General features: G+C 43.6%; 25 protein-coding genes. 12 read left to right on the top strand and 13 right to left on the bottom strand.

Annotation, left to right across the window (positions count from 1 at the left end; all coding sequences use genetic code 11):
* The first annotated feature begins 1 nt into the window (after position 1).
* Positions 2 to 1048 carry a DNA polymerase III subunit delta gene (gene holA, locus ABJ081_03190; GenBank protein MEP6355664.1) on the top strand — a complete coding sequence of 349 codons (1047 nt, stop codon included), beginning with the start codon at positions 2 to 4 and terminating at the stop codon, positions 1046 to 1048.
* Here holA and ABJ081_03185 read toward each other — a convergent pair.
* From ABJ081_03185 to hemE, 8 genes are all read right to left on the bottom strand, one after another.
* The gene (locus ABJ081_03185) at positions 1045 to 1938 is read right to left on the bottom strand and encodes a ParB/RepB/Spo0J family partition protein (GenBank protein MEP6355663.1); all 894 of its coding nucleotides are present in this window, start codon (positions 1936 to 1938) and stop codon (positions 1045 to 1047) included. The two genes, holA and ABJ081_03185, sit on opposite strands and share 4 nt — an antisense overlap.
* A gap of 22 nt (positions 1939 to 1960) precedes the next feature.
* Positions 1961 to 2773: a ParA family protein gene (locus ABJ081_03180; GenBank protein ID MEP6355662.1), complete on the bottom strand. Its 813-nt coding sequence runs from the start codon at positions 2771 to 2773 to the stop codon at positions 1961 to 1963.
* 12 nt (positions 2774 to 2785) lie between these two features.
* Complete coding sequence (rsmG, locus tag ABJ081_03175; GenBank protein MEP6355661.1) at positions 2786 to 3472, bottom strand: 16S rRNA (guanine(527)-N(7))-methyltransferase RsmG; 687 nt, start codon at positions 3470 to 3472, stop codon at positions 2786 to 2788.
* Position 3473: 1 nt separating this feature from the next.
* Positions 3474 to 5333, bottom strand: a complete 1860-nt coding sequence (mnmG, locus tag ABJ081_03170) for a tRNA uridine-5-carboxymethylaminomethyl(34) synthesis enzyme MnmG (protein MEP6355660.1) — start codon at positions 5331 to 5333, stop codon at positions 3474 to 3476.
* 160 nt (positions 5334 to 5493) lie between these two features.
* Entirely contained in the window at positions 5494 to 6834 is a 1341-nt protein-coding gene (gene mnmE, locus ABJ081_03165) for a tRNA uridine-5-carboxymethylaminomethyl(34) synthesis GTPase MnmE (protein MEP6355659.1), read from the bottom strand.
* Between the two features lie 109 nt (positions 6835 to 6943).
* On the bottom strand, positions 6944 to 8209 hold the full coding sequence (rho, locus tag ABJ081_03160) for a transcription termination factor Rho (protein ID MEP6355658.1): 1266 nt from the start codon (positions 8207 to 8209) through the stop codon (positions 6944 to 6946).
* A 178-nt stretch (positions 8210 to 8387) separates the two neighbouring features.
* The gene (gene hemJ / locus ABJ081_03155; GenBank protein ID MEP6355657.1) at positions 8388 to 8810 is read right to left on the bottom strand and encodes a protoporphyrinogen oxidase HemJ; all 423 of its coding nucleotides are present in this window, start codon (positions 8808 to 8810) and stop codon (positions 8388 to 8390) included.
* Between the two features lie 14 nt (positions 8811 to 8824).
* Complete coding sequence (hemE, locus tag ABJ081_03150) at positions 8825 to 9847, bottom strand: uroporphyrinogen decarboxylase (GenBank protein ID MEP6355656.1); 1023 nt, start codon at positions 9845 to 9847, stop codon at positions 8825 to 8827.
* Between the two features lie 565 nt (positions 9848 to 10412).
* Here hemE and ABJ081_03145 point away from each other — a divergent pair.
* The 4 genes from ABJ081_03145 (at position 10413) to dnaQ (ending at position 13269) form a co-directional block, all read left to right on the top strand.
* On the top strand, positions 10413 to 11021 hold the full coding sequence (locus tag ABJ081_03145; protein MEP6355655.1) for a Maf family protein: 609 nt from the start codon (positions 10413 to 10415) through the stop codon (positions 11019 to 11021).
* A gap of 24 nt (positions 11022 to 11045) precedes the next feature.
* Positions 11046 to 11888 carry a shikimate dehydrogenase gene (locus tag ABJ081_03140; protein MEP6355654.1) on the top strand — a complete coding sequence of 281 codons (843 nt, stop codon included), beginning with the start codon at positions 11046 to 11048 and terminating at the stop codon, positions 11886 to 11888.
* Positions 11885 to 12469, top strand: a complete 585-nt coding sequence (gene coaE, locus ABJ081_03135; GenBank protein MEP6355653.1) for a dephospho-CoA kinase — start codon at positions 11885 to 11887, stop codon at positions 12467 to 12469. Before ABJ081_03140 ends, coaE begins: the two co-directional genes overlap by 4 nt.
* Positions 12470 to 12552: 83 nt before the next feature.
* On the top strand, positions 12553 to 13269 hold the full coding sequence (gene dnaQ / locus ABJ081_03130; GenBank protein ID MEP6355652.1) for a DNA polymerase III subunit epsilon: 717 nt from the start codon (positions 12553 to 12555) through the stop codon (positions 13267 to 13269).
* Between the two features lie 9 nt (positions 13270 to 13278).
* Here the strand turns inward: dnaQ and secB are convergent, their stop codons facing one another.
* Both secB and ABJ081_03120 read right to left on the bottom strand, forming a co-directional pair.
* A complete protein-coding gene (gene secB / locus ABJ081_03125; GenBank protein MEP6355651.1) occupies positions 13279 to 13797 on the bottom strand; it encodes a protein-export chaperone SecB in 519 nt (172 codons plus the stop codon).
* Between the two features lie 71 nt (positions 13798 to 13868).
* Positions 13869 to 14348 carry an FxsA family protein gene (locus ABJ081_03120; protein MEP6355650.1) on the bottom strand — a complete coding sequence of 160 codons (480 nt, stop codon included), beginning with the start codon at positions 14346 to 14348 and terminating at the stop codon, positions 13869 to 13871.
* A gap of 216 nt (positions 14349 to 14564) precedes the next feature.
* On the opposite strand from ABJ081_03120, the gene ABJ081_03115 reads away from it, so the two are divergent.
* The 4 genes from ABJ081_03115 to ABJ081_03100 all read left to right on the top strand — a co-directional run bounded on the left by ABJ081_03115 (position 14565) and on the right by ABJ081_03100 (position 17520).
* Positions 14565 to 15290, top strand: coding sequence for a Tim44/TimA family putative adaptor protein (locus ABJ081_03115; GenBank protein MEP6355649.1), 726 nt, complete (start codon positions 14565 to 14567; stop codon positions 15288 to 15290).
* A gap of 24 nt (positions 15291 to 15314) precedes the next feature.
* A complete protein-coding gene (locus tag ABJ081_03110; GenBank protein MEP6355648.1) occupies positions 15315 to 16409 on the top strand; it encodes an MltA domain-containing protein in 1095 nt (364 codons plus the stop codon).
* A gap of 16 nt (positions 16410 to 16425) precedes the next feature.
* A complete protein-coding gene (locus ABJ081_03105; protein ID MEP6355647.1) occupies positions 16426 to 17052 on the top strand; it encodes a Smr/MutS family protein in 627 nt (208 codons plus the stop codon).
* A 99-nt stretch (positions 17053 to 17151) separates the two neighbouring features.
* Entirely contained in the window at positions 17152 to 17520 is a 369-nt protein-coding gene (locus ABJ081_03100) for a helix-turn-helix transcriptional regulator (GenBank protein MEP6355646.1), read from the top strand.
* Between the two features lie 7 nt (positions 17521 to 17527).
* Here ABJ081_03100 and hslU read toward each other — a convergent pair whose 3' ends face one another.
* Genes hslU through hslV form a run of 3 tightly spaced genes read right to left on the bottom strand, consistent with a single transcriptional unit; the run spans position 17528 to position 20529 of the window.
* A complete protein-coding gene (hslU, locus tag ABJ081_03095) occupies positions 17528 to 18835 on the bottom strand; it encodes an ATP-dependent protease ATPase subunit HslU (GenBank protein ID MEP6355645.1) in 1308 nt (435 codons plus the stop codon).
* Positions 18836 to 18839: 4 nt separating this feature from the next.
* On the bottom strand, positions 18840 to 19976 hold the full coding sequence (locus ABJ081_03090; GenBank protein MEP6355644.1) for a hypothetical protein: 1137 nt from the start codon (positions 19974 to 19976) through the stop codon (positions 18840 to 18842).
* The gene (gene hslV / locus ABJ081_03085; protein ID MEP6355643.1) at positions 19966 to 20529 is read right to left on the bottom strand and encodes an ATP-dependent protease subunit HslV; all 564 of its coding nucleotides are present in this window, start codon (positions 20527 to 20529) and stop codon (positions 19966 to 19968) included. The genes ABJ081_03090 and hslV overlap by 11 nt, the downstream gene beginning before the upstream one ends.
* Positions 20530 to 20699: 170 nt before the next feature.
* On the opposite strand from hslV, the gene hisB reads away from it, so the two are divergent.
* The 3 genes from hisB (at position 20700) to hisH (ending at position 22527) form a co-directional block, all read left to right on the top strand.
* The gene (hisB, locus tag ABJ081_03080; protein MEP6355642.1) at positions 20700 to 21293 is read left to right on the top strand and encodes an imidazoleglycerol-phosphate dehydratase HisB; all 594 of its coding nucleotides are present in this window, start codon (positions 20700 to 20702) and stop codon (positions 21291 to 21293) included.
* Between the two features lie 77 nt (positions 21294 to 21370).
* Positions 21371 to 21880 carry a DUF2628 domain-containing protein gene (locus ABJ081_03075; GenBank protein ID MEP6355641.1) on the top strand — a complete coding sequence of 170 codons (510 nt, stop codon included), beginning with the start codon at positions 21371 to 21373 and terminating at the stop codon, positions 21878 to 21880.
* Positions 21877 to 22527, top strand: coding sequence for an imidazole glycerol phosphate synthase subunit HisH (gene hisH / locus ABJ081_03070; GenBank protein MEP6355640.1), 651 nt, complete (start codon positions 21877 to 21879; stop codon positions 22525 to 22527). The genes ABJ081_03075 and hisH overlap by 4 nt, the downstream gene beginning before the upstream one ends.

Genomic DNA, 22527 nt, shown 5'->3' with positions numbered 1-22527 from the left:
TTTGCAGCTCAAGGCAAGAGATATTGATCAATACATAAATAATCCAAATCAATATAGCCCAGTCATCCTCGTCTATGGACCTGATCAAGGCTTGGTATCAGAACACTGCACGACATTGATAAAAAAGAAACTAGAAGGCAATGATGATCCCTTTGCCCTTCAATCTTTTGACTCTGATGAAATCGCTAATGATCCAGGGAAACTAGCCGACGAAGCATCTGCTATAGCTCTCTTTGGTGGCGATCGTGTCATACGACTAAGACTGAATAGCAATAGAATTATCACCAAATCCGTAAAAGCAGTTCTTGAGGCGCCCTCAGATACTACCACACTTATCATTGAAGCTGGTGATTTGAAGAAAACAAATCCTGTGCGCTCTTTAATTGAAAAATCCAAAAAAGCCATGACAATTCCGTGTTACGCAGACGACACACGAAGTCTTCAAACGCTCATACAAGATGAACTGGCAAAGGCCAATTTAAAAATATCTAATGAAGCAAGAGAAATGCTGCTTTCGCTCATTGGGGAAAATAGACAAACCACCCGCAATGAACTTCGCAAACTCACCCTTTACGCCCATGGAAGAACTGAAATCACTTTGAACGATGTTGAAGAGCTTATTGGTGATGCTGCCGCGTCTCTCAGCGATACAACCATCGATCTCACTATGAGCGGCAACACGAAAGAAGCCCTGACTAATTTTAATCGCAGCCTAACCATGGGTACAGCCGCATTCCAAACAGCGCATACATTACAACGACATTTAACGATGCTCCAATTGCTGCGCTATCAACTTACAAATGACAGTCAAATACGTGACATCATAGACCGTGCACGCCCGCCAATTCACTTCAAACGCAAAGCTATTATCACAACACAGCTTAATTTATGGGGCCCAGAAGACATAGTTCGAGCACAAGATCATCTCTTAACAGCCATAAAAGAAACGCGCCTCAAGCCACAGCTAGCGGACACAATCATTCATAGCGTGTTGATGAAACTTGGTCAAAATGCCGCACGCAATAAACGCAGAAGAAATTACAACTAAGCCTGTAAAAGTTTGATAATTTCATCAAGCTGTTCAAGCGTTTTGTAGCGAATACGAACTTCGCCGCGCTCACCGCTCCCTTTACCGTCAACAGAGACAATAAGCCCCAAATGATTGGTAAGTCGCTCTTCAAGTGCACGCGTATCGGCATCTTTTTCAGGCTTAGCACTACCTGCAGGTTGCCGTCCCGCAGATGTCGCCGACAGAGCTTCAGCATTCCGCACTGTTAATCCGCCTTGAACAATTTGCTCAGCAAGAACTTCAGGGTCCTTTGCTGTGATCAATGTCCGCGCATGCCCCGCTGTCAATTTACCCTCAGCAATGTAACTTCTGACAGAAGACGGAAGTTTCAATAAACGCACCATATTAGCTACATGCGATCGGCTTTTACCGATCACATCCGCGAGCTCTGCCTGACTATAATTATACTCTTGCGCCAATTGATCATAACCAAGCGCCTCCTCAATGGCATTGAGATCTGCACGCTGAACATTTTCAATAATGGCAATCTCAAGAGATTCCTTGTCGGAAACTTTGTGGATAAGTACGGGGATTTCGTGCAGCCCGGCCATTTGAGCCGCACGCCAACGGCGCTCACCTGCAATAATTTCATATTTATTTTGCTCACCGGATGGATCAGGGCGAACAATGATTGGCTGAAAAATACCGCGCTCTTTAATGGATGATGAAAGATCGCGAAGATCCTCCTGGGCAAAGGCCTTACGAGGGTTGTTAGGGTTTGGCGCCAAAAATTCAATAGGCACCCGGCGCTGATTACGTGCTGCCTCTAGCGCACCAGCTTCCTCTGTATGGATCTCACCAATAAGAGCTGCAAGCCCACGCCCTAATCGTTTCTGTCCCGAATCTTTTCTCTGTTCAGCATCCGCCATGCCATCAGTCCTATCTTTAATACTAAGCCGCCCGCAAAACACGTTCGCGCTGAATCACCTCCGAAGCAAGCTTCAAATAAGCCTGACTTCCTGAACATTTAAAATCATAAAGCAAAGCCGGCTTACCATAAGACGGCGCCTCAGAAACCCGAACATTACGCGGTATGACAGTTTTATAAACCGTATCACCCATATAATCGCGAACATCCGCCATTACCTGGCCAGAAAGATTATTACGACTGTCATACATCGTCAAAACGATGCCATGAATAGAAAGATCTGGATTTACAGACTGCTTTACCTGCTCAACAGTCGTTAAAAGCTGACTCAAACCTTCAAGCGCAAAAAACTCACACTGAAGTGGAACCAAAATAGAATCTGATGCCGCCATTGCATTAATGGTCAGCAAATTTAGCGAGGGAGGACAATCGATCAATATATAATCAAAAGCCACAGCTTCATTATCAACGACACCGCTACGAATACTATCACGAATACGGTAAGCACGATCTTCACGATCCGCTATCTCCATCTCAGCACCCAGCAAATCAAGAGTTGATGGCGCAACACTCAAACGAGGCACATCTGTTTGCACAACAATGTCAGAAAGCGCATTTTCACCAATAAGAACATGATATGTCGACAACTTACGAGACGCACGATCAACCCCAACACCTGTGCTGGCGTTACCTTGAGGATCCAAATCAACAATCAAAACCCGCTCACCAATAGCAGCCAAAGCCGTTCCAAGATTAATAGCCGTTGTGGTTTTACCCACACCCCCCTTTTGATTTGCAACCGTGATAACACGGGGGCTTTTGACTTTCGTCGACATAACCCGACTCCTTCATCGCTCACCTTGAGCAAGCTTACTATTGATATTGCTAACTTCTAAAATAATGCCGTCTGATGGAGCCTGCTTAGAGGCCCATACAGAATGTTTTACCAAATTAAAATCCCAGTTGTTAGCTGCTTCTTCAATCTCGGCATCGATATCCCGACCTTTATGAAAATAACAGCGCGCGCCACGGTCAGTTTGAGGCTTTGATAAAGCAAGAAGGCTATCCAATGAAGCAAGAGCACGCGCGGAGATATGCGTTGCTGAGATTTCTTCTCGCTGAACGGCAACCTCTATGCGCTCATTATAAACCTTGGCATGAAGCTCTGCCTCCCTAATGACACTACGCAAGAAAGAAGCTTTTCTCGTATTGCTCTCGACCAAATGAACACAAGGCTCGAAGCTCTCTCCAGCCGATCCAGATTGCAAAATAGCCGTCACCAAGCCAGGAAGTCCAGCGCCGCTGCCCAAATCAAGCCATCGAGCAGGCTCTTGAACAATCATTGAAAGCCTTGCGCTATCACAAATATGTCTAAGCCAAATGGAGTCAATTGTTTCACGTGAAACAAGATTTTGGACTTTTTGCCACTTAATCAAAAGCGACACATAAGCTTTCAGTTTTTCTAAGCAATCATCAGAAACATTTAATTCATCCCGAAGGATAGAAAGACCAAGCGCACTATCACTATTACTCATACTAAGCTGCAAGCGCGTTGCGACGTAGATAGGCAAGCAGTATACCAAGAGCTGCGGGTGTCACACCGTCAATCCGACCAGCCTGCGCAATCGTCGCTGGCTTTATGGCATCAAGCTTTTGTTTCATCTCGTTTGAAAGCCCTTCAATTGCCTGATAATCTATATTATCAGGCAATATAACAGCCTCATCCCTTACCAAAGCAGCAATATCTGCTTTTTGACGATCCAGATAAACAGCATATTTAGCTTCTATGCCCAGTTGCTCTAAGAGAGCTGGATCATCGTGTATAATTTCAGGCCAATGTTCTTGAATATCCGAAACAGCAATATCTGGATAAGATAACAAATCAAATAGCGACCTCTTAACGCCATCCTGATTAAGGGGAAGTCCCTTTTTCCTCGCCTCATTGGGTGTCGTGATAATCGACTTAGCAAGATTGATTAAACGATCCAGTTCAGCTTTTTTAGATGCAAAGGCTTTATTGCGTTCATTCGTGACGCATCCGAATCGGATACCTAGTGGTGTCAATCTTTGGTCCGCATTATCTGATCGAAGCGATAACCGATATTCAGCGCGCGATGTAAACATACGATAAGGTTCACTAATCCCTTTTGTAACAAGATCATCAATCAAAACCCCAATATAGGCTTCTGATCGGGACAAAATAGCAGCATCCGCATCGCCTGACCGTCGCGCGGCATTAAGACCCGCCATCAAACCTTGTGCACCCGCTTCTTCATAACCAGTGGTTCCATTAATCTGACCAGCAAGGAATAATCCTTTGATCTTCTTTGTCTCCAATGAAGGCTTAAGTTCTCTTGGGTCAACATAATCATATTCAATTGCATAACCAGGTTGCAAAATACGAACATTCTCCAGTCCTGGAATTGTTCTTATAAAGGCATCTTGCACATCTTCAGGCAACGATGTTGATATTCCGTTTGGATAAACCGTGTCATCATTCAAACCTTCTGGCTCAAGAAAAATTTGGTGGCGGTCTCTATCTTTAAAACGAACAATCTTATCTTCTATAGAAGGGCAATAACGCGGCCCTACTCCATCAATCTGTCCGGAGTACATCGCAGATTGACCAATATTATCCGCAACAATCTTATGGGTTTCTTTTGTTGTATGCGTAATATGACAAGCAATTTGCGGCACGGTAATTTCATTGTTTAAAAAAGAAAACGGAACAGGTGGATTATCCGCCTCCTGACTTTCTAAAATACCCCAATTTATAGTTTTGCCATCGAGACGCGCCGGCGTACCAGTTTTCAAGCGCCCAAGAGAAAAGCCAACACCCATTAAAGTGTCTGAGAGTGCTATCGACGGCTTATCGCCAACGCGACCAGCAGGGATTTTTTTTGACCCTATATGGATAAGACCTCGCAAAAAAGTACCCGTTGTTAAAACAACGCTACCCGTCTTCAGCACACTTCCATCACCAAGAAGAACGGACTGTATCTCCTCTTCAGTAATATCAAAATCTTGGGCTTCACCCTCAATAAGTGTTAAACCGTCTAAATCTTCAAGCTCACGGCGCATAGCATTCCGATAAAGTTCACGGTCAGCCTGCGCACGCGGACCACGAACTGCTGGTCCTTTTCTGCGATTTAAAACTCGAAACTGAATACCTGATTGATCAATAACCCGACCCATAAGCCCATCAAGCGCATCTATTTCGCGCACAAGATGTCCTTTACCCAATCCACCTATTGCCGGATTACAAGACATCACGCCGATTGTATCGATCTTATGTGTTACAAGCGCAGTATTAGCCCCATAGCGCGCAGCAGCAGCAGCAGCCTCGCAGCCAGCATGCCCACCACCAATAACAACAACATCAAAAAGTCGATCCATAACAATCTTGCCTATATCTAAACTTAGATTTATCTAAGCCATCACACATAGAACAGCAAGAAATACATTCATTCAGAAGCTTAAAGCGACTTATACTGCCTCAAAAGAACAGATGTCAGCGACGTGTTTTGAGCAATGTTTCACGTGAAACACTCAAACACTATTTACCAATACAAAATTCTCGAAAGACGACATCAAGCATATCTTCAACATCAATACGCCCAGTCACCCGCCCAAGAACATCAGCTCCTAATCGCAAATCTTCGGCTCGCAATTCTAAAACTTTTTTGTCAGATAGGCTTTCTTCAATATAATCTAAAGCGCCAACTATCGCTTCGCGATGACGAGACCTAATGGCAATAAGAGAATCTACATCACAAACAAGCTCTTTTGCCATACCTGCAAGAGTTTCTATGAGTATATCAATTCCTGCACCCGTTTTAGTAGAAATCAAAACATCATATCGTTGTCGAATCGAATTAAGTTCATCATCACTGGCTAAATCACTTTTTGTTCCAAGCTTTATCGTGGCATCAGATTTTTCATTATTGAGCGAGCTCGATTCAGTTTCATTTATATCATCAAGAAAAAGAATAATGTCTGCCTCATCAATACGTTCAGTCGCTTTTTTTATACCCATAGATTCAACTTCATCATGGCTATCCCGAAGACCCGCCGTATCCCAAAGCCTTACCGGTACACCTTTTAGATCTAGATGCACTTCAATTACATCCCGCGTCGTGCCAGCCTGAGAACTAACAATCGCAACATCCCGCCCGGCTAATGCGTTTAAAAGACTGGATTTCCCAGCATTAGGAGCGCCAGCCAAGACAACTGAAATACCCTCGCGAATACGCTCAGCCACCTCTACATGTTGGAGAGCAGCTTTCATTTCATCAATGAGCCCTTTGACTTCCAGCCAAACCTGATCAGAGACAGATCCCGGCACATCCTCCTCATCAGGAAAATCTAGTTCAGCCTCTATCAATGCTCTTGCTCTAATCAATCGACTGCGCCAACCGTCATAAATTAAACTAACATCGCCTCTCGTTTGTAGTTGAGCTAGCTTACGCTGCATTTGTGTTTCAGCTGCGATGAGATCAGCTAGACCCTCAACGCCGACGAAATCCATTTTGTTATTTTGAAACGCTTGCCTTGTGAATTCACCGCGCTCAGCCATACGCAATCCATCAAGGCTACTTAACGCTCGCAAAATTGTATCAACGACCGCCCTGCCACCATGACAGTGCAACTCGAGAACATCTTCGCCAGTAAAACTTGAGGGCCCAGGAAACCATAAAACCAAGCCGTCATCCATAATTGAACCATCTTGCGGATCGCAAAAGGAGACATAGCGTGCTTGGCGAGGCTCTAGTTCAGATTTGCATATTGTTTCGATAACGAATCGACATTGTGGGCCAGAAATACGGATTATCGCGACACCTGAAGGAAGCAAACCCGATGAGAGCGCATAAATTGTATCATCACGCATCTTTATCATGAAAACGCCCTCTTAATTGGAAGTCGCGCCAAGCATAATTCATCAACTCATTAGTATCAGCAGCAAGTTAAACTATTAAATGCCAATAATTTCGTAGCCGAATCAAATGCTAGGTATTCATTGATTCAAAGAACTCATCATTGTCTTTAGTCTGTTTCAATTTATCGATCAGGAATTCAACAGCATCCACAGAGCCCATTGGATTCAAAATCCTACGCAGAACATAAATTTTCTTCAGTTGATCCTTGTCGATCAAAAGCTCTTCTTTACGTGTGCCAGAGCGCTGAATATCAATAGCAGGGAAAATTCGCCTATCAGAGGCTTTACGATCAAGGATAATCTCAGAGTTACCAGTCCCTTTGAATTCTTCAAAGATAACCTCGTCCATGCGGCTACCCGTTTCAATCAATGCCGTCGCGATAATCGTCAGCGATCCGCCTTCTTCAATATTACGAGCCGCACCAAAAAATCTTTTTGGTCTTTGTAATGCATTGGCATCAACACCGCCGGTCAAAACCTTACCAGAAGATGGCACCACCGTATTATATGCACGACCTAATCTCGTTATAGAATCCAGTAAGATTACAACATCACGGCCATGTTCAACCAGTCGTTTTGCTTTCTCAATCACCATTTCAGCAACCTGTACATGGCGTACTGCAGGTTCATCAAAGGTTGAGGAAACAACCTCACCTTTTACTGTACGCTGCATATCGGTAACTTCTTCAGGACGCTCATCAATCAAAAGGACAATCAAATAGCATTCTGGATGGTTAGCAGTTATCGATTTTGCAACATTTTGCAAAAACACAGTTTTACCTGTACGTGGCGGAGCGGTAATTAGACCCCGTTGTCCTTTACCTAAAGGAGCTGCAATATCAATCACTCGAGCAGAAAGATCTTTGACGGTTGGATCCGCCACTTCCATCTTCAAGCGCTCTTCAGGATAAAGCGGTGTTAAATTATCAAAATGAACTTTATGTCGAGCTGCTTCCGGGTCTTCGAAATTAATCGTATTAACTTTTAAAAGTGCAAAATACCGCTCACCCTCTTTTGGGCTTCTTATTTCACCCTCAACCGTATCTCCCGTGCGTAGAGAAAATTTGCGAATTTGTGAAGGAGATACATAAATATCATCTGGTCCTGGCAAATAATTGGCATCCGGGGATCGTAAAAAACCAAAACCATCTAAAAGAACCTCAACAACACCCTGCCCGATGATTTCAACATCACGTTCAGCCAGCTCTTTTAAAATAGCGAACATCAATTCTTGCTTGCGCATGATGCTTGCATTTTCAACTTTATGTTCTTCCGCAAAACTAAGGAGTTCTGTTGGAGATTTCTTTTTTAAATCTTGTAGTTTCATCTCGAGCATAAGAGATAATCCATTTTATATTTTAGGAAACGTCAGAACCAAAGCAGGGCAATTCACAATAAGAAGGGGCTAGGAGAACTGAGCATTGAAAGGAAGGACTTATCCGCTAACCCATAGAACCCTAAAATACAAGTAAAAACATGATTAAAACAAATCTATGAAGCAAACCCTTCGCTATTTAAAATGGCTTAACAACCACTAAAATAACAATAAACACCATCAAAACCGTCGGTATTTCATTTACAATACGAAAAAATCGAGCTGTACGAACATTCTTATCTGATGAAAAATCTTTAAGCCATTTTGCACAAAACATATGAAAAGCACTCATTAAAACAACCAAGAATAGTTTTGAATGGAACCAGCCTGTTATGTGATGAGAACCTAATATCATCAACCAAAATCCAAAACCCCATGTTGCTAACATTGCAGGTGTCATTATTGCTTTTAAAAGCCTGCGTTCCATCACTTTAAATGTTTCAGATTGTACTGATCCAGATTCAGCATCTACATGATAAACAAACAGTCTTGGGAGATAAAAGATACCTGCCATCCACGAGATCACAGATATAATATGACCAACTAAAACCCACTCATACATTGAAACCTCCTCACCTATTTGTAGGCACGTACTGTCTCTATCATCAGTTCGACATTTTCAATTGGTGTTGGTGGTGTGATCCCATGACCTAAATTAAAAATATGCGGACCACCTTTTAAAGTTTCACAAATCATCTGCACTTGATCGCGCAGTTTATTACCACCACCAATCAATAATAAAGGATCCAGATTCCCCTGGACACAAGCAATAGGTTGGATTTCATCGCGAATAAAAGCCAAAGGCGTTGTCCAATCAATGCCAATAGCATCAACACCTGTTTCTTGGATATAAGATACAGTCTTTACACCCGCGCCTTTTGGGAAGCCTATAATTTTAACATCAGGATATTGCGCTTTAACCGCTGCTATAATTTTTTTAACAGGCGTAACACAGAAATCTTTGAAATCTTGCTCGCCTAATACACCAGACCAAGTATCAAAAATTTGAAGACAGTCAGCCCCAGCTTTTACTTGTTCAATCAAATATTGGCTCGATGCTTCAACTAATATATCGATTAAACGTTGAAAAGCCTCGGGTTCTTTCATTGAAAACACCCGTGCAGGCGCTTGATCTGGTGTTCCATGACCGGCAATCATATAAGTTGCTACTGTCCATGGTGCACCACAAAAACCAATTAGTGTTTTTTCATCTGAAAGCTCAGAACGAATACCAGAAACAGCCTCAAAAACAGGTTTAAGGTGCTCAAGAAAATGATCGATTTTGAATGTTTTGATTTTTTCTGCATCTACAGGTTCTAAAACAGGGCCTTTGCCTTCTTGAAAATCAACATTTTGTCCTAAGGCATCAGGAATAACTAATATATCAGAGAATAGAATTGCTGCATCAAAATCAAAACGTCGAATAGGCTGCATCGTCACTTCAACAGCCAGTTCAGGTGAATAGCAAAGATCCAGAAAGCTTCCAGCGTCTTTCCTTACTTTTTTATACTCCGGTAAATATCTCCCAGCCTGCCTCATCATCCAAATAGGAGGTGGAAAGGATGATTCACCTTTGAGAGATTTCAGAATTATTTTCATATTAGATACCGAGATAATTTATAAATTTGATTCATTTCACTGCGCTACTATCAACTTGTTTTTCTAAGATTGAAACTAATAAAAAGATTCTTTTTATATGACTATTATTACTATTGGCGTTGATAGTGGTAATTCAATCTCTTCCACAAACACTATCAACGAATGGGCTAAGTTAAATCGTATAGTTTATGAAAAATTCTTATTCTATTATATCCGAAATAATATGATTTAATTCAATTAATACAGTAGCTTATCTGATATTGTGTTGTGTATAACTATCAAGAAAAATACAGTAAAATTAAGAACAATAAATTTTCCCCATAGAATAACCTGTTGGCAATAATAATCCACAGCGGACAAACCTGTTAACCAAATCTTAATGTATTGGGTGTGTTTTAATCGCCCCTTTTCAGAGGGAAAGTTTATAAACATTTAGCCCACAGCCAACGGTGAAATATTAGGGTAATCGAAAAAAATGATTGCCTATTTGTAATTGTACCAATTATCAGCGATATCTTTGGTTTAGTTTTCTATTTAGCTCCTTAAATTGGCGGATTACACTACTATGGCACAGCTTATTTTAGCGTCGCAATCGATGGTGAGAACCATGTTATTGGAAAAGGCGGGCCTTACCTTTTTGAAGAAAAGTGCACAGATTGATGAGCGCGCTATTGAGGCTCCGCTTGTCAACTCGGGCTTTGGTCCAGCAGACATTGCTGATATCTTGGCTGAAGCAAAAGCTGTTGATGTAAGCAATGCGCATCCAGATGCTTATGTCATTGGTGCCGACCAGACGATGAGCTTTGAAAAAAATGGCGTGCTTAATCGAGGTCACAAGCCAGCTAATATGGAAGAGGCTCGCAAGCAACTTCTTGCAATGCGCGGAAAACCTCACACTCTCCATGCTGCAGTTTGCTGTGTAAGGAATGGGGAAACTCTTTTTCGTTATAGCGATAATGCTACTCTAACCATGCGTGACTTTTCACCGGCCTTCGTTGGGCGTTATCTATCATCGGTTGGTGACAAGGTGCTGACGAGTGTGGGTTGCTATCAATTAGAGGGCATGGGCATTCAATTGTTTGATAAAGTGGATGGTAATTATTTCACCATTCTTGGCTTGCCACTCTTGCCACTGCTTGATTTCCTGCGCGAAAAGGGTGTTGTTGAGAAATAAACCCAAAACTAGGGCGCACATATAATGGTAAGTTCCATAAAAACAGGTGTTATCGGATGGCCGATCAATCATTCTCGTTCGCCTCTTATTCATGGTTATTGGCTGAAAACCCATAATATTCACGGGTCATATGAAGCTATTTCTCTGGCCCCAGAAAAGGCGGAACTTTTTTTCAAGGACTTTGCTAAAGGCGATTACATCGGTGCAAATATAACAATCCCCCATAAAGAAGCGGTTATTCCCTACCTCGACGTTATGGAAGACGCTGCTAAAGCAATAGGCGCCGTGAATACGATTTGGGTTGAAGACGGTAAGCTTCATGGCACAAATACAGATTGGCTGGGGTTTTTGGGCAATCTTGATGCCGGCTGTACTGGTTGGGATAAAACGGCCAAAATAGCATTGGTTTTAGGTGCTGGTGGTGCGGCGCGCGGTATAATTTATGCCTTGATACAGCGCGGCTTTCAGCAAATTCATGTAGCAAATCGAACCATTGCACGTGCACAAGAGATGCAAGCTCATTTTGGCAGCGCAGTATTGCCCCATGCGCTAAAGGATGCTGATAAATTAGTGGGTGAATGCGATCTTATCGTCAACACGACAAGTCTTGGAATGGAAAAGAACCCGCCGCTTACTCTGTCGCTTGAAACAATCCGCCCTCATTGTCTGGTGACAGATATTGTATATACGCCGCTCGAAACACCCCTTTTGAAGCGCGCAAAAGATAAAGGCGTCAAAACAGTTGATGGTCTTGGCATGTTATTGCACCAAGCAGCCCCTGGTTTTGAGCGGTGGTTTGGTGTTTACCCCACTGTCGATGATGAATTAAGGCAGCTTATTTTAAAAGATATGAGACGAGCCCAATGATAATATTAGGCCTTACAGGTTCGATCGGTATGGGAAAGTCTACGACTGCCCAGATGTTTCGTGCTTGTGGCGTGCCGGTTTATGATGCGGATCAAACGGTCCATGATCTTTATGAAGGTGAGCTTTTGCCTGTTCTTGAGGCAGCTTTTCCTGGTGTGATTATTGAAGGAAAAATAGAAAGACAGCGGCTATCTGCAAAAGTGGTTGGAAACAGCGCCGCCATGAAAAAATTGGAGAGTATTGTTCATCCAGCGGTTCGGTTAAAAGAGCACGCATTTTTGAAAACTCATAAAGAAGCAAACACTCGCCTAGTTATACTCGATATTCCGCTTTTATTTGAAACGGGCGGTGATGAGCGAGTGGATAAAATCATTGTGGTAACAGCCCCAGCTTCCATTCAGCGAGAGCGAGTATTATCGCGCCCAGATATGACTTTAGAAAAATTTGAAAAAATTCTGTCCCGACAAATGCAAGATGGAGAAAAACGCGAACGTGCAGATTTTATCATTGATACGAGCTTGGGCATGGAAGCGGCACATGAAGCGGTTGTCCAAATTATCGAGACGGTAAAGTCTGCATAACATGCAAATTTTCAAAATTTGCGCAGTTTTATGATGAAAAACGCGCTAAAATTTAATCCAGTTTACATCGATGAGGGTGAACAATGCGCGAGATTATATTTGATACAGAAACGACAGGCTTTGATCCATCAACCGGCGACCGCGTTGTGGAAATTGGCTGTGTTGAAATGGTCAATCAGGTGCTTACGGGTGAAATTTATCATGTATATATCAATCCAGAGCGCGATATGCCGCAATCAGCTTTCGATGTTCATGGTCTTTCATCAGAATTTTTGAGCGATAAGCCAAAATTTGCTGAAATTGCCGAAGATTTTATGAAATTTATTGGCGATGACAGTCAGCTTGTTGCGCATAATGCAAGTTTCGATATGAAATTCGTCAATGCCGAATTATCGCTATTGTCGCACCCCGCCTATCCAACAAGCCGCGTTGTCGACACGTTGATGTTGGCACGGCGGAAACATCCAATGGGGCCAAATAGTTTGGATGCTCTGTGCTCACGCTACAATATTGATAATTCAAAACGCGAAAAGCACGGCGCATTGCTGGATGCAGAACTTCTAGCAGATGTTTATATCGAACTGCTTGGCGGCAAACAGCGCGGGCTAGATTTAAATATGGAAAGCGCCGCAGAACAATCGTCGCGATTAGGCAAGCGTAAAGCTGCTAAAATAAGACCTGCGCCATTGCCATCTCGCCTAAATGAAGCTGATATCGAAGCTCATACAGCTTTCGTTGAAAGCCTTGGTGAAGATACGCAATGGCATAAAATATGGTCAGCAAATAGCAGCCACAAATAAATAAACTAATTAGTTCTTTTTTGCAGCGTCTTTGCCTTGTTGTTCTTGTGCTTCCATCAAGCGTTGACGATAAAGGGCAGTAAAATCAACAGGATCAACCATTAATGGTGGGAAGCCTCCATCACGCGTCGCTTCAGCAATTATTTGTCGTGCAAAAGGGAACAACAGGCGAGGACATTCGATCAAGACAACAGGATGCACGTTTTCTTCGGACACACCAGTAATGCGGAAAATACCAGCATACAAAAGCTCTACATTGAATAAAATGCCATCCGGTACTTTCGCGTTTGCTTCTATCTTAAGTGCAACTTCATATTCAGTTTCACCCAGTGGGGAAGCATTTACATTAATAGCAATGTTAATTTCCGGCTGTTGCTGCTGACCTTGAAGGGACATAGGCGCGCGCGGATTTTCAAAAGAAAGATCTTTGATGTACTGCGCTAAAGTATTGAGAGTGACTTGCGTAGATTCTTCTTTTGTAGCGCCATTTTCTTCGGCCTTGGTAGCCTTAGTTGATTTCTTAGCCATAATATTCCCCATAGGTTTAATCGCGGTCGTGCTAACACGGCCATTGAATAGAGACAAGCTTTGCAAGACACCTATTTTTTATTCCAAGGCGAATTTGGGTCCGTTGGACCAAATTCTGTGGCATCAAGATCAATGGTTGGGCCGCGTCTTTCATCACCTGTTGCTTGATGGGGTGTCTTTGGCGTCAAAACTTCAAAATTCATATTATTCTTGAAAAAGCGCCAAATTGTATCGCGTATTGGCGGAAAAAATAATAAAAATCCGCATGTATCGGTGACAAATCCTGGTGTTAGCAAAAGAATACCTGCAACAAGAAGCATAACGCCATGCACAAGAGCGCGGCCGGGTATTTCACCGGCATCTGTTTTGGTGCGAATCTCTGATAAAAGCTGAAAACCTTGATGGCGTAGAAGCAATGTGCCCAAAAAAGCGGTAACGACAATCATGCCGAGGGTTGGCCAAAGCCCTATTTGGTTTCCTACAACAATAAAAACTGCAATTTCCATAATTGGAATGATTAATAACGCAAATGGTATAAATGCGAGGCGCATTAGGGCTCCATGGACTAATGTTGTGAAAATTTATGCTTTGCTAACTCACAAGCAGATGTCATAAATGTATAGATATGCAATCTAGGCGTTGAATCAACACAATACCAGCGCATATAATGATGATAACAATCTGATTGATGTAAATCAGCCAGCTGATAATATAGCAAAGAATAATTTTACATCAGTCAGAAACCTTAAAACCAGAGAATCTATTTTATGAACCTCGATATATATTCAATCATCGCTATTATCATTTGTATTGTGGTGTTTTTCCAGCTTCGAAGTGTTCTGGGAAAGCGTACAGGAAGTGAGAGGCCACCTTTTGATCCTTATTCTTCAAAAGAAGAAAGTAAGTTGGAAAAAGGTGATGCGGATAATGTTGTTGCTATGCCTAAACGCAATGGTGCTAAAGGAGCGGTATTGAATCCGCATCTTGAGGAAGATGATTCTGTAACGGCGGTTATTGATCGGTTGGCCGAAACTGGAACAGCTTTGAATGATGGGCTGCGAAAAATTGTTGATGTAGATTCTAATTTTGATCCAGATGGTTTTTTGGACGGCGCCCGCTCAGCTTATGAATATATTGTAACCGCATTTGCGGCCGGTGATCGCAACACATTAGAAGGTCTTTTATCTAGTGATGTTTTCGAAGGGTTTGAAGGCGCGATAAAAGATCGTGAAGAGGGCAAAGAAACGATAGATTTCTCCTTTGTTGGCATTAACAAATCTAGTATTGTCAGTGCAGATTTGATCGGATCAATGGCACGCGTTCAAGTGGACTTCAGAAGCGAGCTTATACAGGCTATTATGGATGAAGAAGGTCGCATTGTTGATGGTGATCCTAATGCGATTAATGAGGTTACGGATATTTGGACCTTTGAGCGTGATACAGCGATCAAAGACCCCAATTGGCGGCTTGTTGCAACTGAAACTCCTGATTAATTTTCCAGATCGGATGCATCGTTCATGCTGGGCGATATTTTAAACTATAATCAATTGCCTGGCTGGGATGATGATGATCATGCAGCCGCGCTGTCTGCTTTTTTAAAAAGTGCGCGCGTGATGCTTGAAAAAACACCTAAATCACGTGGCTTATCTATAAGCGGTGAGGCGTTAAGTGATATTTCTGATTGGCTTTTTCACCTTGATGAGGGGATACTTGGTGATGAAGCGCGGATTTTCTTTGAAACCCATTTTGTGCCGCGCGCAATCAAACCCAATGATAATCCAGAGCCGTTAGAGCGTGGATTTGTGACAGGGTATTTTGAGCCAGAAGTTCTTGGATCTCGCCAGAAAAGTGAGAGATTTTCCACACCCTTGTTAAGACGGCCTCTTGATCTTGTGCGCGTTGTGGATGTTGCAGAAGAATTTGTACCAGAAAACTGGGACAAAGAAATTCGCTTTGCCAAACGAGGTGAGGACGGCCATATCGAGCCTTATATGGACCGTGGGGATATCTTGAATGGTGGACTGGATGGTCAGGGACTAGAACTTGTTTTCCTTGAAAGCCCGATTGATGCCTTTTTTATCCATATTCAAGGGTCAGCCCGTATCCGATTAGAAGATAATTCTTTCATGCGCGTGTCCTATGCCGCAAAAACTGGTCATGATTACACGCCGATTGGCCGCCTCCTGATTGAGCGAAATGAGATCTCGCGCGAAGAAATGTCAATGGAGGCTATACGATCATGGCTCACGGAGCATGATGATCAACAAAATGAGGTCATGTCGCATAATAGGTCTTATATCTTTTTTTCTGAAGTGATGGGGCTTAACCCTGAGGATGGACCGGTTGGCGCGGGTGGGGTGCCCTTGAGCGCTCGCCGCAGTCTTGCCGTTGATAGAATTTTGCACACCTTTGGCACGCCAATTTTTATTAATGCTGAATTAGATGAATCTTTTCAGCACCTCATGATTGCTCAAGACACAGGCTCTGCCATTGTTGGTCCTGCACGGGGGGATATATATTTTGGTGGTGGGCCAGACGCGGAACGTGAAGCGGGTGCTATTCAGCATGCGGCGGACTTTTATCTTTTATGGCCAAAACATCAGCCAATTTGAGTGAGCGCGTCAAATCATGGCTAAAAAACCACCTAAAAATATGACATCTGAAGACCGTTATCTTTGGAAAAAAGTGACGGACACGGTCAAGCCACGCAAGAAAAGCTCAGTTGATTCAGCGCTTTTCACAGATGAGGATCTTTTTGCCAACGCGATCAAAAATACCGAAATATTCAAGGGTAGTAAAAGGCTATTTGAAAAAAATAAATCGCTTAAAAAAGCAGTAGCGCCAAAATCATTAGCTATACATCGAGCCCCACCTGAACTCCCACCTGTGCTGCATATGGATCGAAAGGCTAAATCGAGATTGTCGCGTGGCCTTCGTAATATTGATGGGCGCATTGATTTACATGGCATGAGCCAGCAGCAGGCCTATGAGGCATTGATGACATTTATTGGGCGGTCGCGGGCTTCTGGTTGGAAAACTGTGCTGGTGATCACCGGTAAAGGAGCTCAATCCCTTAAGGAAGATCAATCAACCTATTATGAAATGGGTCGTGAAGCGCCGGGGGTTTTGCGTCGTAAGGTGCCGCAGTGGCTATCTCAACCACAAATGAGACAATTTGTTATTGGTTACGACATCGCTGCGCCTAATCATGGTGGTAACGGAGCGTATTATGTCCGAATTAGAAAAAATAAATAAAAATAGGTTGTTAAATCTTTAATCGATCACCACATATTCGCCACATAAAAAAATTATTGAACGACGACTGAATTATTAATATTTTGGGCTGGCCACTAAATGACACCATTTGGTAGTAAATTGCGTCAATTGCGGAAAGCAAAAGGCGTTAAATTAAAAGACATGTCTGAAGGTGTTGGAGTTTCCAGTGCCTATCTATCCGCCCTCGAGCATGGCAAACGAGGTACGCCCACATGGGCTATGGTTCAACGCATCATTTCTTTTTTTAATGTAATTTGGGATGATGCAGAAGAATTGCAGCGTCTAGCGGAAATCTCCGATCCTCGTATTGTTGTTGATACTGCCGGCATGGATCCAAAAGCAACGGAGCTTGCCAACCGGTTAGCGCTGGATATTGGCAAGCTAGATTCAAAATCCCTTGATGAATTATTGATTTCTCTGAGCAGAGCCATAGCAACATCTAAGTGATTATTGCTTAGAGGATATAGCGACTTAAATCGGCATTTTTGGCTAGATCACCGATCTGATTGTGAACAAACTCAGCATTAATAGTGATTGCTTCGCCAGATCGATCTGTTGCTGTAAAGCTGATATCATCAAGGGTGCGTTCAATTACGGTCTGAAGGCGACGCGCGCCGATATTTTCAACACTTGCATTAATAGAAACAGCTAAATCGGCGATAGCGTCTATTGCATCTTCCGTGAACGTAAGCGTTACTTCTTCTGTTCCCATTAAAGCAACTGATTGCTTGATAAGGCTCGCTTCTGTTTCTGTTAAAATTCGGACGAAATCTTCTTTTGTAAGAGCGGATAATTCAACTCGAATAGGCAGGCGCCCTTGTAACTCGGGCAAGAGATCTGATGGCTTGGATACATGAAATGCACCGGAGGCGACGAATAAAATATGGTCTGTTTTGATGGGCCCATATTTTGTCGAAACCGTTGTGCCTTCGACGAGAGGCAGAAGGTCGCGCTGTACGCCTTCGCGTGAAACATCGCCCCCACGCGCACCATCGCGCACCGCAATTTTGTCAATCTCATCAAGAAAAACAATGCCGTTATTTTCGACAGATTCCATAGCCTCAGTGATCACCTGATCATCATCAAGCAATTTGTCAGACTCTTCATTAATCAGCTGGTCATATGAATCTTTTACCGGCAGCTTTTTTGTTTTTGTACGCCCACCCAGAGCTTTACCAAACATATCATTGAGGTTCATAACGCCGATTGAGGCGCCGGGCATGCCTGGAATATCCATATTGGGCATACCGCTGCTGTTATCACTTACCTCGATTTCAATTTCCTTATCGTCCAATTGCCCTTCGCGAAGTTTTTTGCGGAAACTGTCGCGCGTGGCCGGACTGGCAGTGTCACCCACAAGTGCATCAAGCACACGTTCTTCGGCTTGTTGGTGCGCTTTTGCTTGAACATCTTTGCGACGCTTTTCGCGGGTCAAACCAATGCCGACTTCCACGAGATCACGGATCATTTGTTCTACATCGCGGCCCACATAGCCAACTTCGGTAAATTTTGTGGCTTCAACTTTTATGAAGGGCGCACCTGCTAATTTTGCCAAGCGGCGTGCAATCTCGGTTTTGCCAACACCTGTGGGGCCGATCATGAGAATATTTTTCGGCATCACTTCTTCGCGCATGGTGCCTTCAAGCTGCTGTCGGCGCCAACGGTTGCGCAATGCAATGGCGACAGCCCGTTTAGCGTCTTTCTGGCCAATAATATAGCGATCCAGTTCAGAAACGATTTCGCGGGGGGTAAAATTAGTCATGATATTAGGCCTTCAAATCAGATTCAGGAAGCATCGATCCTGCGTAGACCGGCGGTACGCGGTCTATCAGGGCGGTAAAGGGAATAAGCGATATGATAAAACGGCGGATCGGGGACCAACCAAGCCCTAGCAATACGACCAAAAGACCGATGATGCCCATAGGCACATAAAATTTTAAGTCGTCATCAATATTGAGTGCAGTGATAATTTGATAAAATGCAATCGAAAGATAGGCGAGGGACGAAACAAGCACCGCGCGCCGATCGATGATGAGTGCAACCAATGTGATGAAAGCAAAAGCGCTGAAAATAACGATTGGATCGAAGGCTTCATTTTTCGCCAAGGCAGCATGGATCATCATCGGTGCTGCCAGAAGATGAAGCCAGAAACCGCATTCGGAAAAGCGGGTAATACGAAGACGATCACGCATATCAAAATGCATGGCGGCTAGAAAAATAATAAAGCCGAGGGCACCAATAAGAAAGCGAATATTGTTTTCGAAAAACTCAGGTGACAAAGCATTAACAAGGGCTGCCAAGAATCCGGCAAGCGTTGCGGCAATAACAAGCATGATAAAGGGCAAACGATAGCGCAGATAAAAGAAGCTGATGCCGATAAAGGCGCTTAATGAAAAACCAATAGAGACAATATTGATGACATCATTATCTGGCACCTTTTTGAGCAGACCAGTGAGCCCCAAAAGACCAATCCCTAGCACCCCAAACCATGCTGCTGTGATGATGCTTAAATAGAGGCTGGCTAAGGGCAGACGCAGACGTCTGGTGATTATTTCTGCAAGGGTAATGCCTAAAAAGAGAAGTAAAATACTGCCAATTAGGAGGCTAAAAAAGCTTGAAGGAGCGTTACGACCTAAATTATTGAAAGAACTCATGTGTTCTTTAATAAAATACAAAACAATCGCTGTTGCCCCGATGCTTAAAAATATAACGCCAATGGTAATGAAAATATCCCGAAACCCGCGCAGCAACCGGAACGGCTCATCGCGTGTTTCAAATTCTTGTAACAGTGGGTTGTCGTCATTTGAGCGGGTTCGCTTTGAAAAAGCTTTTAACTGTTCCGCCTGACTAGAAGAAAGAATGCCATCGTTCACAGCATTGGCAAGGTCGGTGTTATTTAACATCCAACGTCTCCACGACAAGATTCTCATTAGTGTAAACACAAATATCAGATGCAATTTTCATGGATTTTCTAGCAATTTCTTCCGCGCTCAGTTCCATATCAGCCAAGGCACGGGCTGCTGCCAAGGCATAATTACCACCAGAACCGATAGCAGCAATGCCGCCTTCGGGTTCAAAAACATCACCAGCGCCTGAAATCATCAAGCTTATATCTTTGTCAGCAACTAAAAGCAGGGCTTCTAGATTGCGCAGATATTTATCTGTGCGCCAGTCTTTAGCCAATTCCACGGCTGCGCGCATTAAATTCAGCGGATATTGTTCAAGCTTGGTCTCAAGCCGCTCCAAAAGCGTGAAAGCATCGGCGGTCGAGCCCGCAAAGCCTGCAATTACATCGCCATTGCCGATGCGACGTACCTTGCGGGAGTTAGATTTAACCACGGTATCACCCATAGAGGCCTGCCCGTCGCCAGCAATTACAACCTTGCCATCTTTTTTGATCATCACAATTGTTGTCGCATGTACCGGCCCAAAGCCGTGATGAGGATCTGTTGGCATTTAGTATTCTCCTGCGGTCTCGCTGAAATAAGCAGAGGCGTTAATCTTGCTTCTATTTAATGGTCTCTAGCATTTTTGCAAATTTTGCGTGTTGTGATAATGCCTGTTAAACCGCTCTTCATCAAAATTAGATATAAAGACAGCTCGATAAAGTTGTTAGGATTAAGGTCATGCGTAAGGCGAAGGTCACAAGAACCACAAATGAAACAGATATTTCCGTTGAGATAAACCTCGATGGAACTGGCATTTATGATGTTGAGTCAGGGATTGGGTTTTTCGACCATATGCTTGAGCAGCTTTCTCGCCACTCTTTGATGGACGTGAAAGTGCGGGCCAAAGGAGACTTACACATTGATGCGCACCACACCTCAGAAGATGTTGGTATTGCGCTTGGTCAGGCGTTCAATCAAGCTTTGGGCGATATGAAAGGCATCACGCGCTATGCCTCTATTGATTTACCGATGGATGAAACATTGACGCGCGCGGCAGTTGATGTCTCCGGCCGCCCTTATCTTATTTGGAAAGTTATCTTTACCCGTGACAAAGTCGGTGACTATGACACGGAGCTTTTCCGTGAGTTTTTCTTAGCCTTTGCTCAAAATGCGGGCATCACGCTGCATATTGAAAACCTTTATGGTGAGAACAATCACCACATTGCCGAAACCTGCTTTAAGGCGGTTGCGCGTGCCTTACGGTCGGCGGTCACAGTTGATCCGCGTGCGGCGGATGCTTTGCCGACAACCAAAGGCAAGCTTGGCGGTTGATTTTGATCTTGCACTTTAGCTGAAAATTAGCGACAAGTGCGTGACCTTATCGGCAATAACAAAGGCCCTTTTTAAACATGGCCAGCTATCGTGTTTTCGAGCTTCCCCATGCGCTGCCACAGGAGAGAGCAGCCGGTGAAGACGTGCGCTTTATTCGAGATTGTTTTTTGTTCTCAGCATTGATTTTTCCCGCAGTCTGGTTGTTATGGCATCGTCTTTGGATAAGTTTTGCGGTTTTTATCCTGCTAATGACTTCCTTCATTTTTATCGCGGACACAATAAACCCTGCACTTGTGGTTTTTTTAAATGCACTGGTTGGGCTTTACCTCGGCTTTGAAGGCGCCAATTTGAAAGCAATAAAGCTGAAAAATTCTGGTTGGCATGAAGTGGGTGTTGTTATTGCAAATGATGAGGAAGAAGCTGAAATGCGATTTTTCTCAAAGAGGGCGAATGAGAGCGCGATGGAAGATGTTGTCTCGATCCAGCCCACAAAACCAAAAAGGCCTATTCGTGTGCCCCATACTTCTCAAAAACCGCATCCGATCATTGGTGGGTTTCCAACGCGACCGGCTGGATCACGCTCATGAAAGTTGCTATCATTGATTATGGCTCAGGCAATCTTGCTTCAGCCAGCAAGGCCTTTGAACGCGCCGCCGACGAAAGTGGTTTAAACGCTGAAATTTCTCTGACAAATAAACCTGAAGAAGTGGCTGTTGCTGATCGTGTTGTTCTTCCTGGTGTTGGTGCATTCGCTGATTGTAAACAGGGGCTGGATAATATTGACGGTATGATTGACGCCTTGGAAGAGGCTGTCCGCATAAAGGCGCGCCCGTTTTTAGGCATCTGCGTTGGGCACCAGCTTATGGCGGCACGCGGGCTTGAGAAGGTAACAACCAAGGGCCTTGATTGGATTTCTGGTGACGTGCTGGAAATTAAGCCGCGCGATCCAAACCTCAAAGTTCCGCATATGGGCTGGAATACACTTGATGTGAAAAATAACCATCCGCTTTTTGACAATATTGAAACCGGCGAAAAGGGGTTGCATGCCTATTTTGTGCATTCTTTCCACATGATGCCAGATGATCAAGGCGTAGTACTTGCCAGCTGTGATTATAGTGGCCCAATAACTGCGATGGTTGCAAAAGACAATATGGTGGGCACACAGTTTCACCCAGAAAAGAGCCAGACCCTTGGTCTGGCCTTGATTGCTAATTTTTTGAAATGGACAGCCTGA

The organism is Hyphomicrobiales bacterium (assembly GCA_039989895.1).
Lineage (GTDB): Bacteria > Pseudomonadota > Alphaproteobacteria > Rhizobiales > JACESI01 > JACESI01.
Note: the sequence above shows the minus strand (reverse complement) of the source record. Positions and strands in the feature narration are given on the sequence as shown.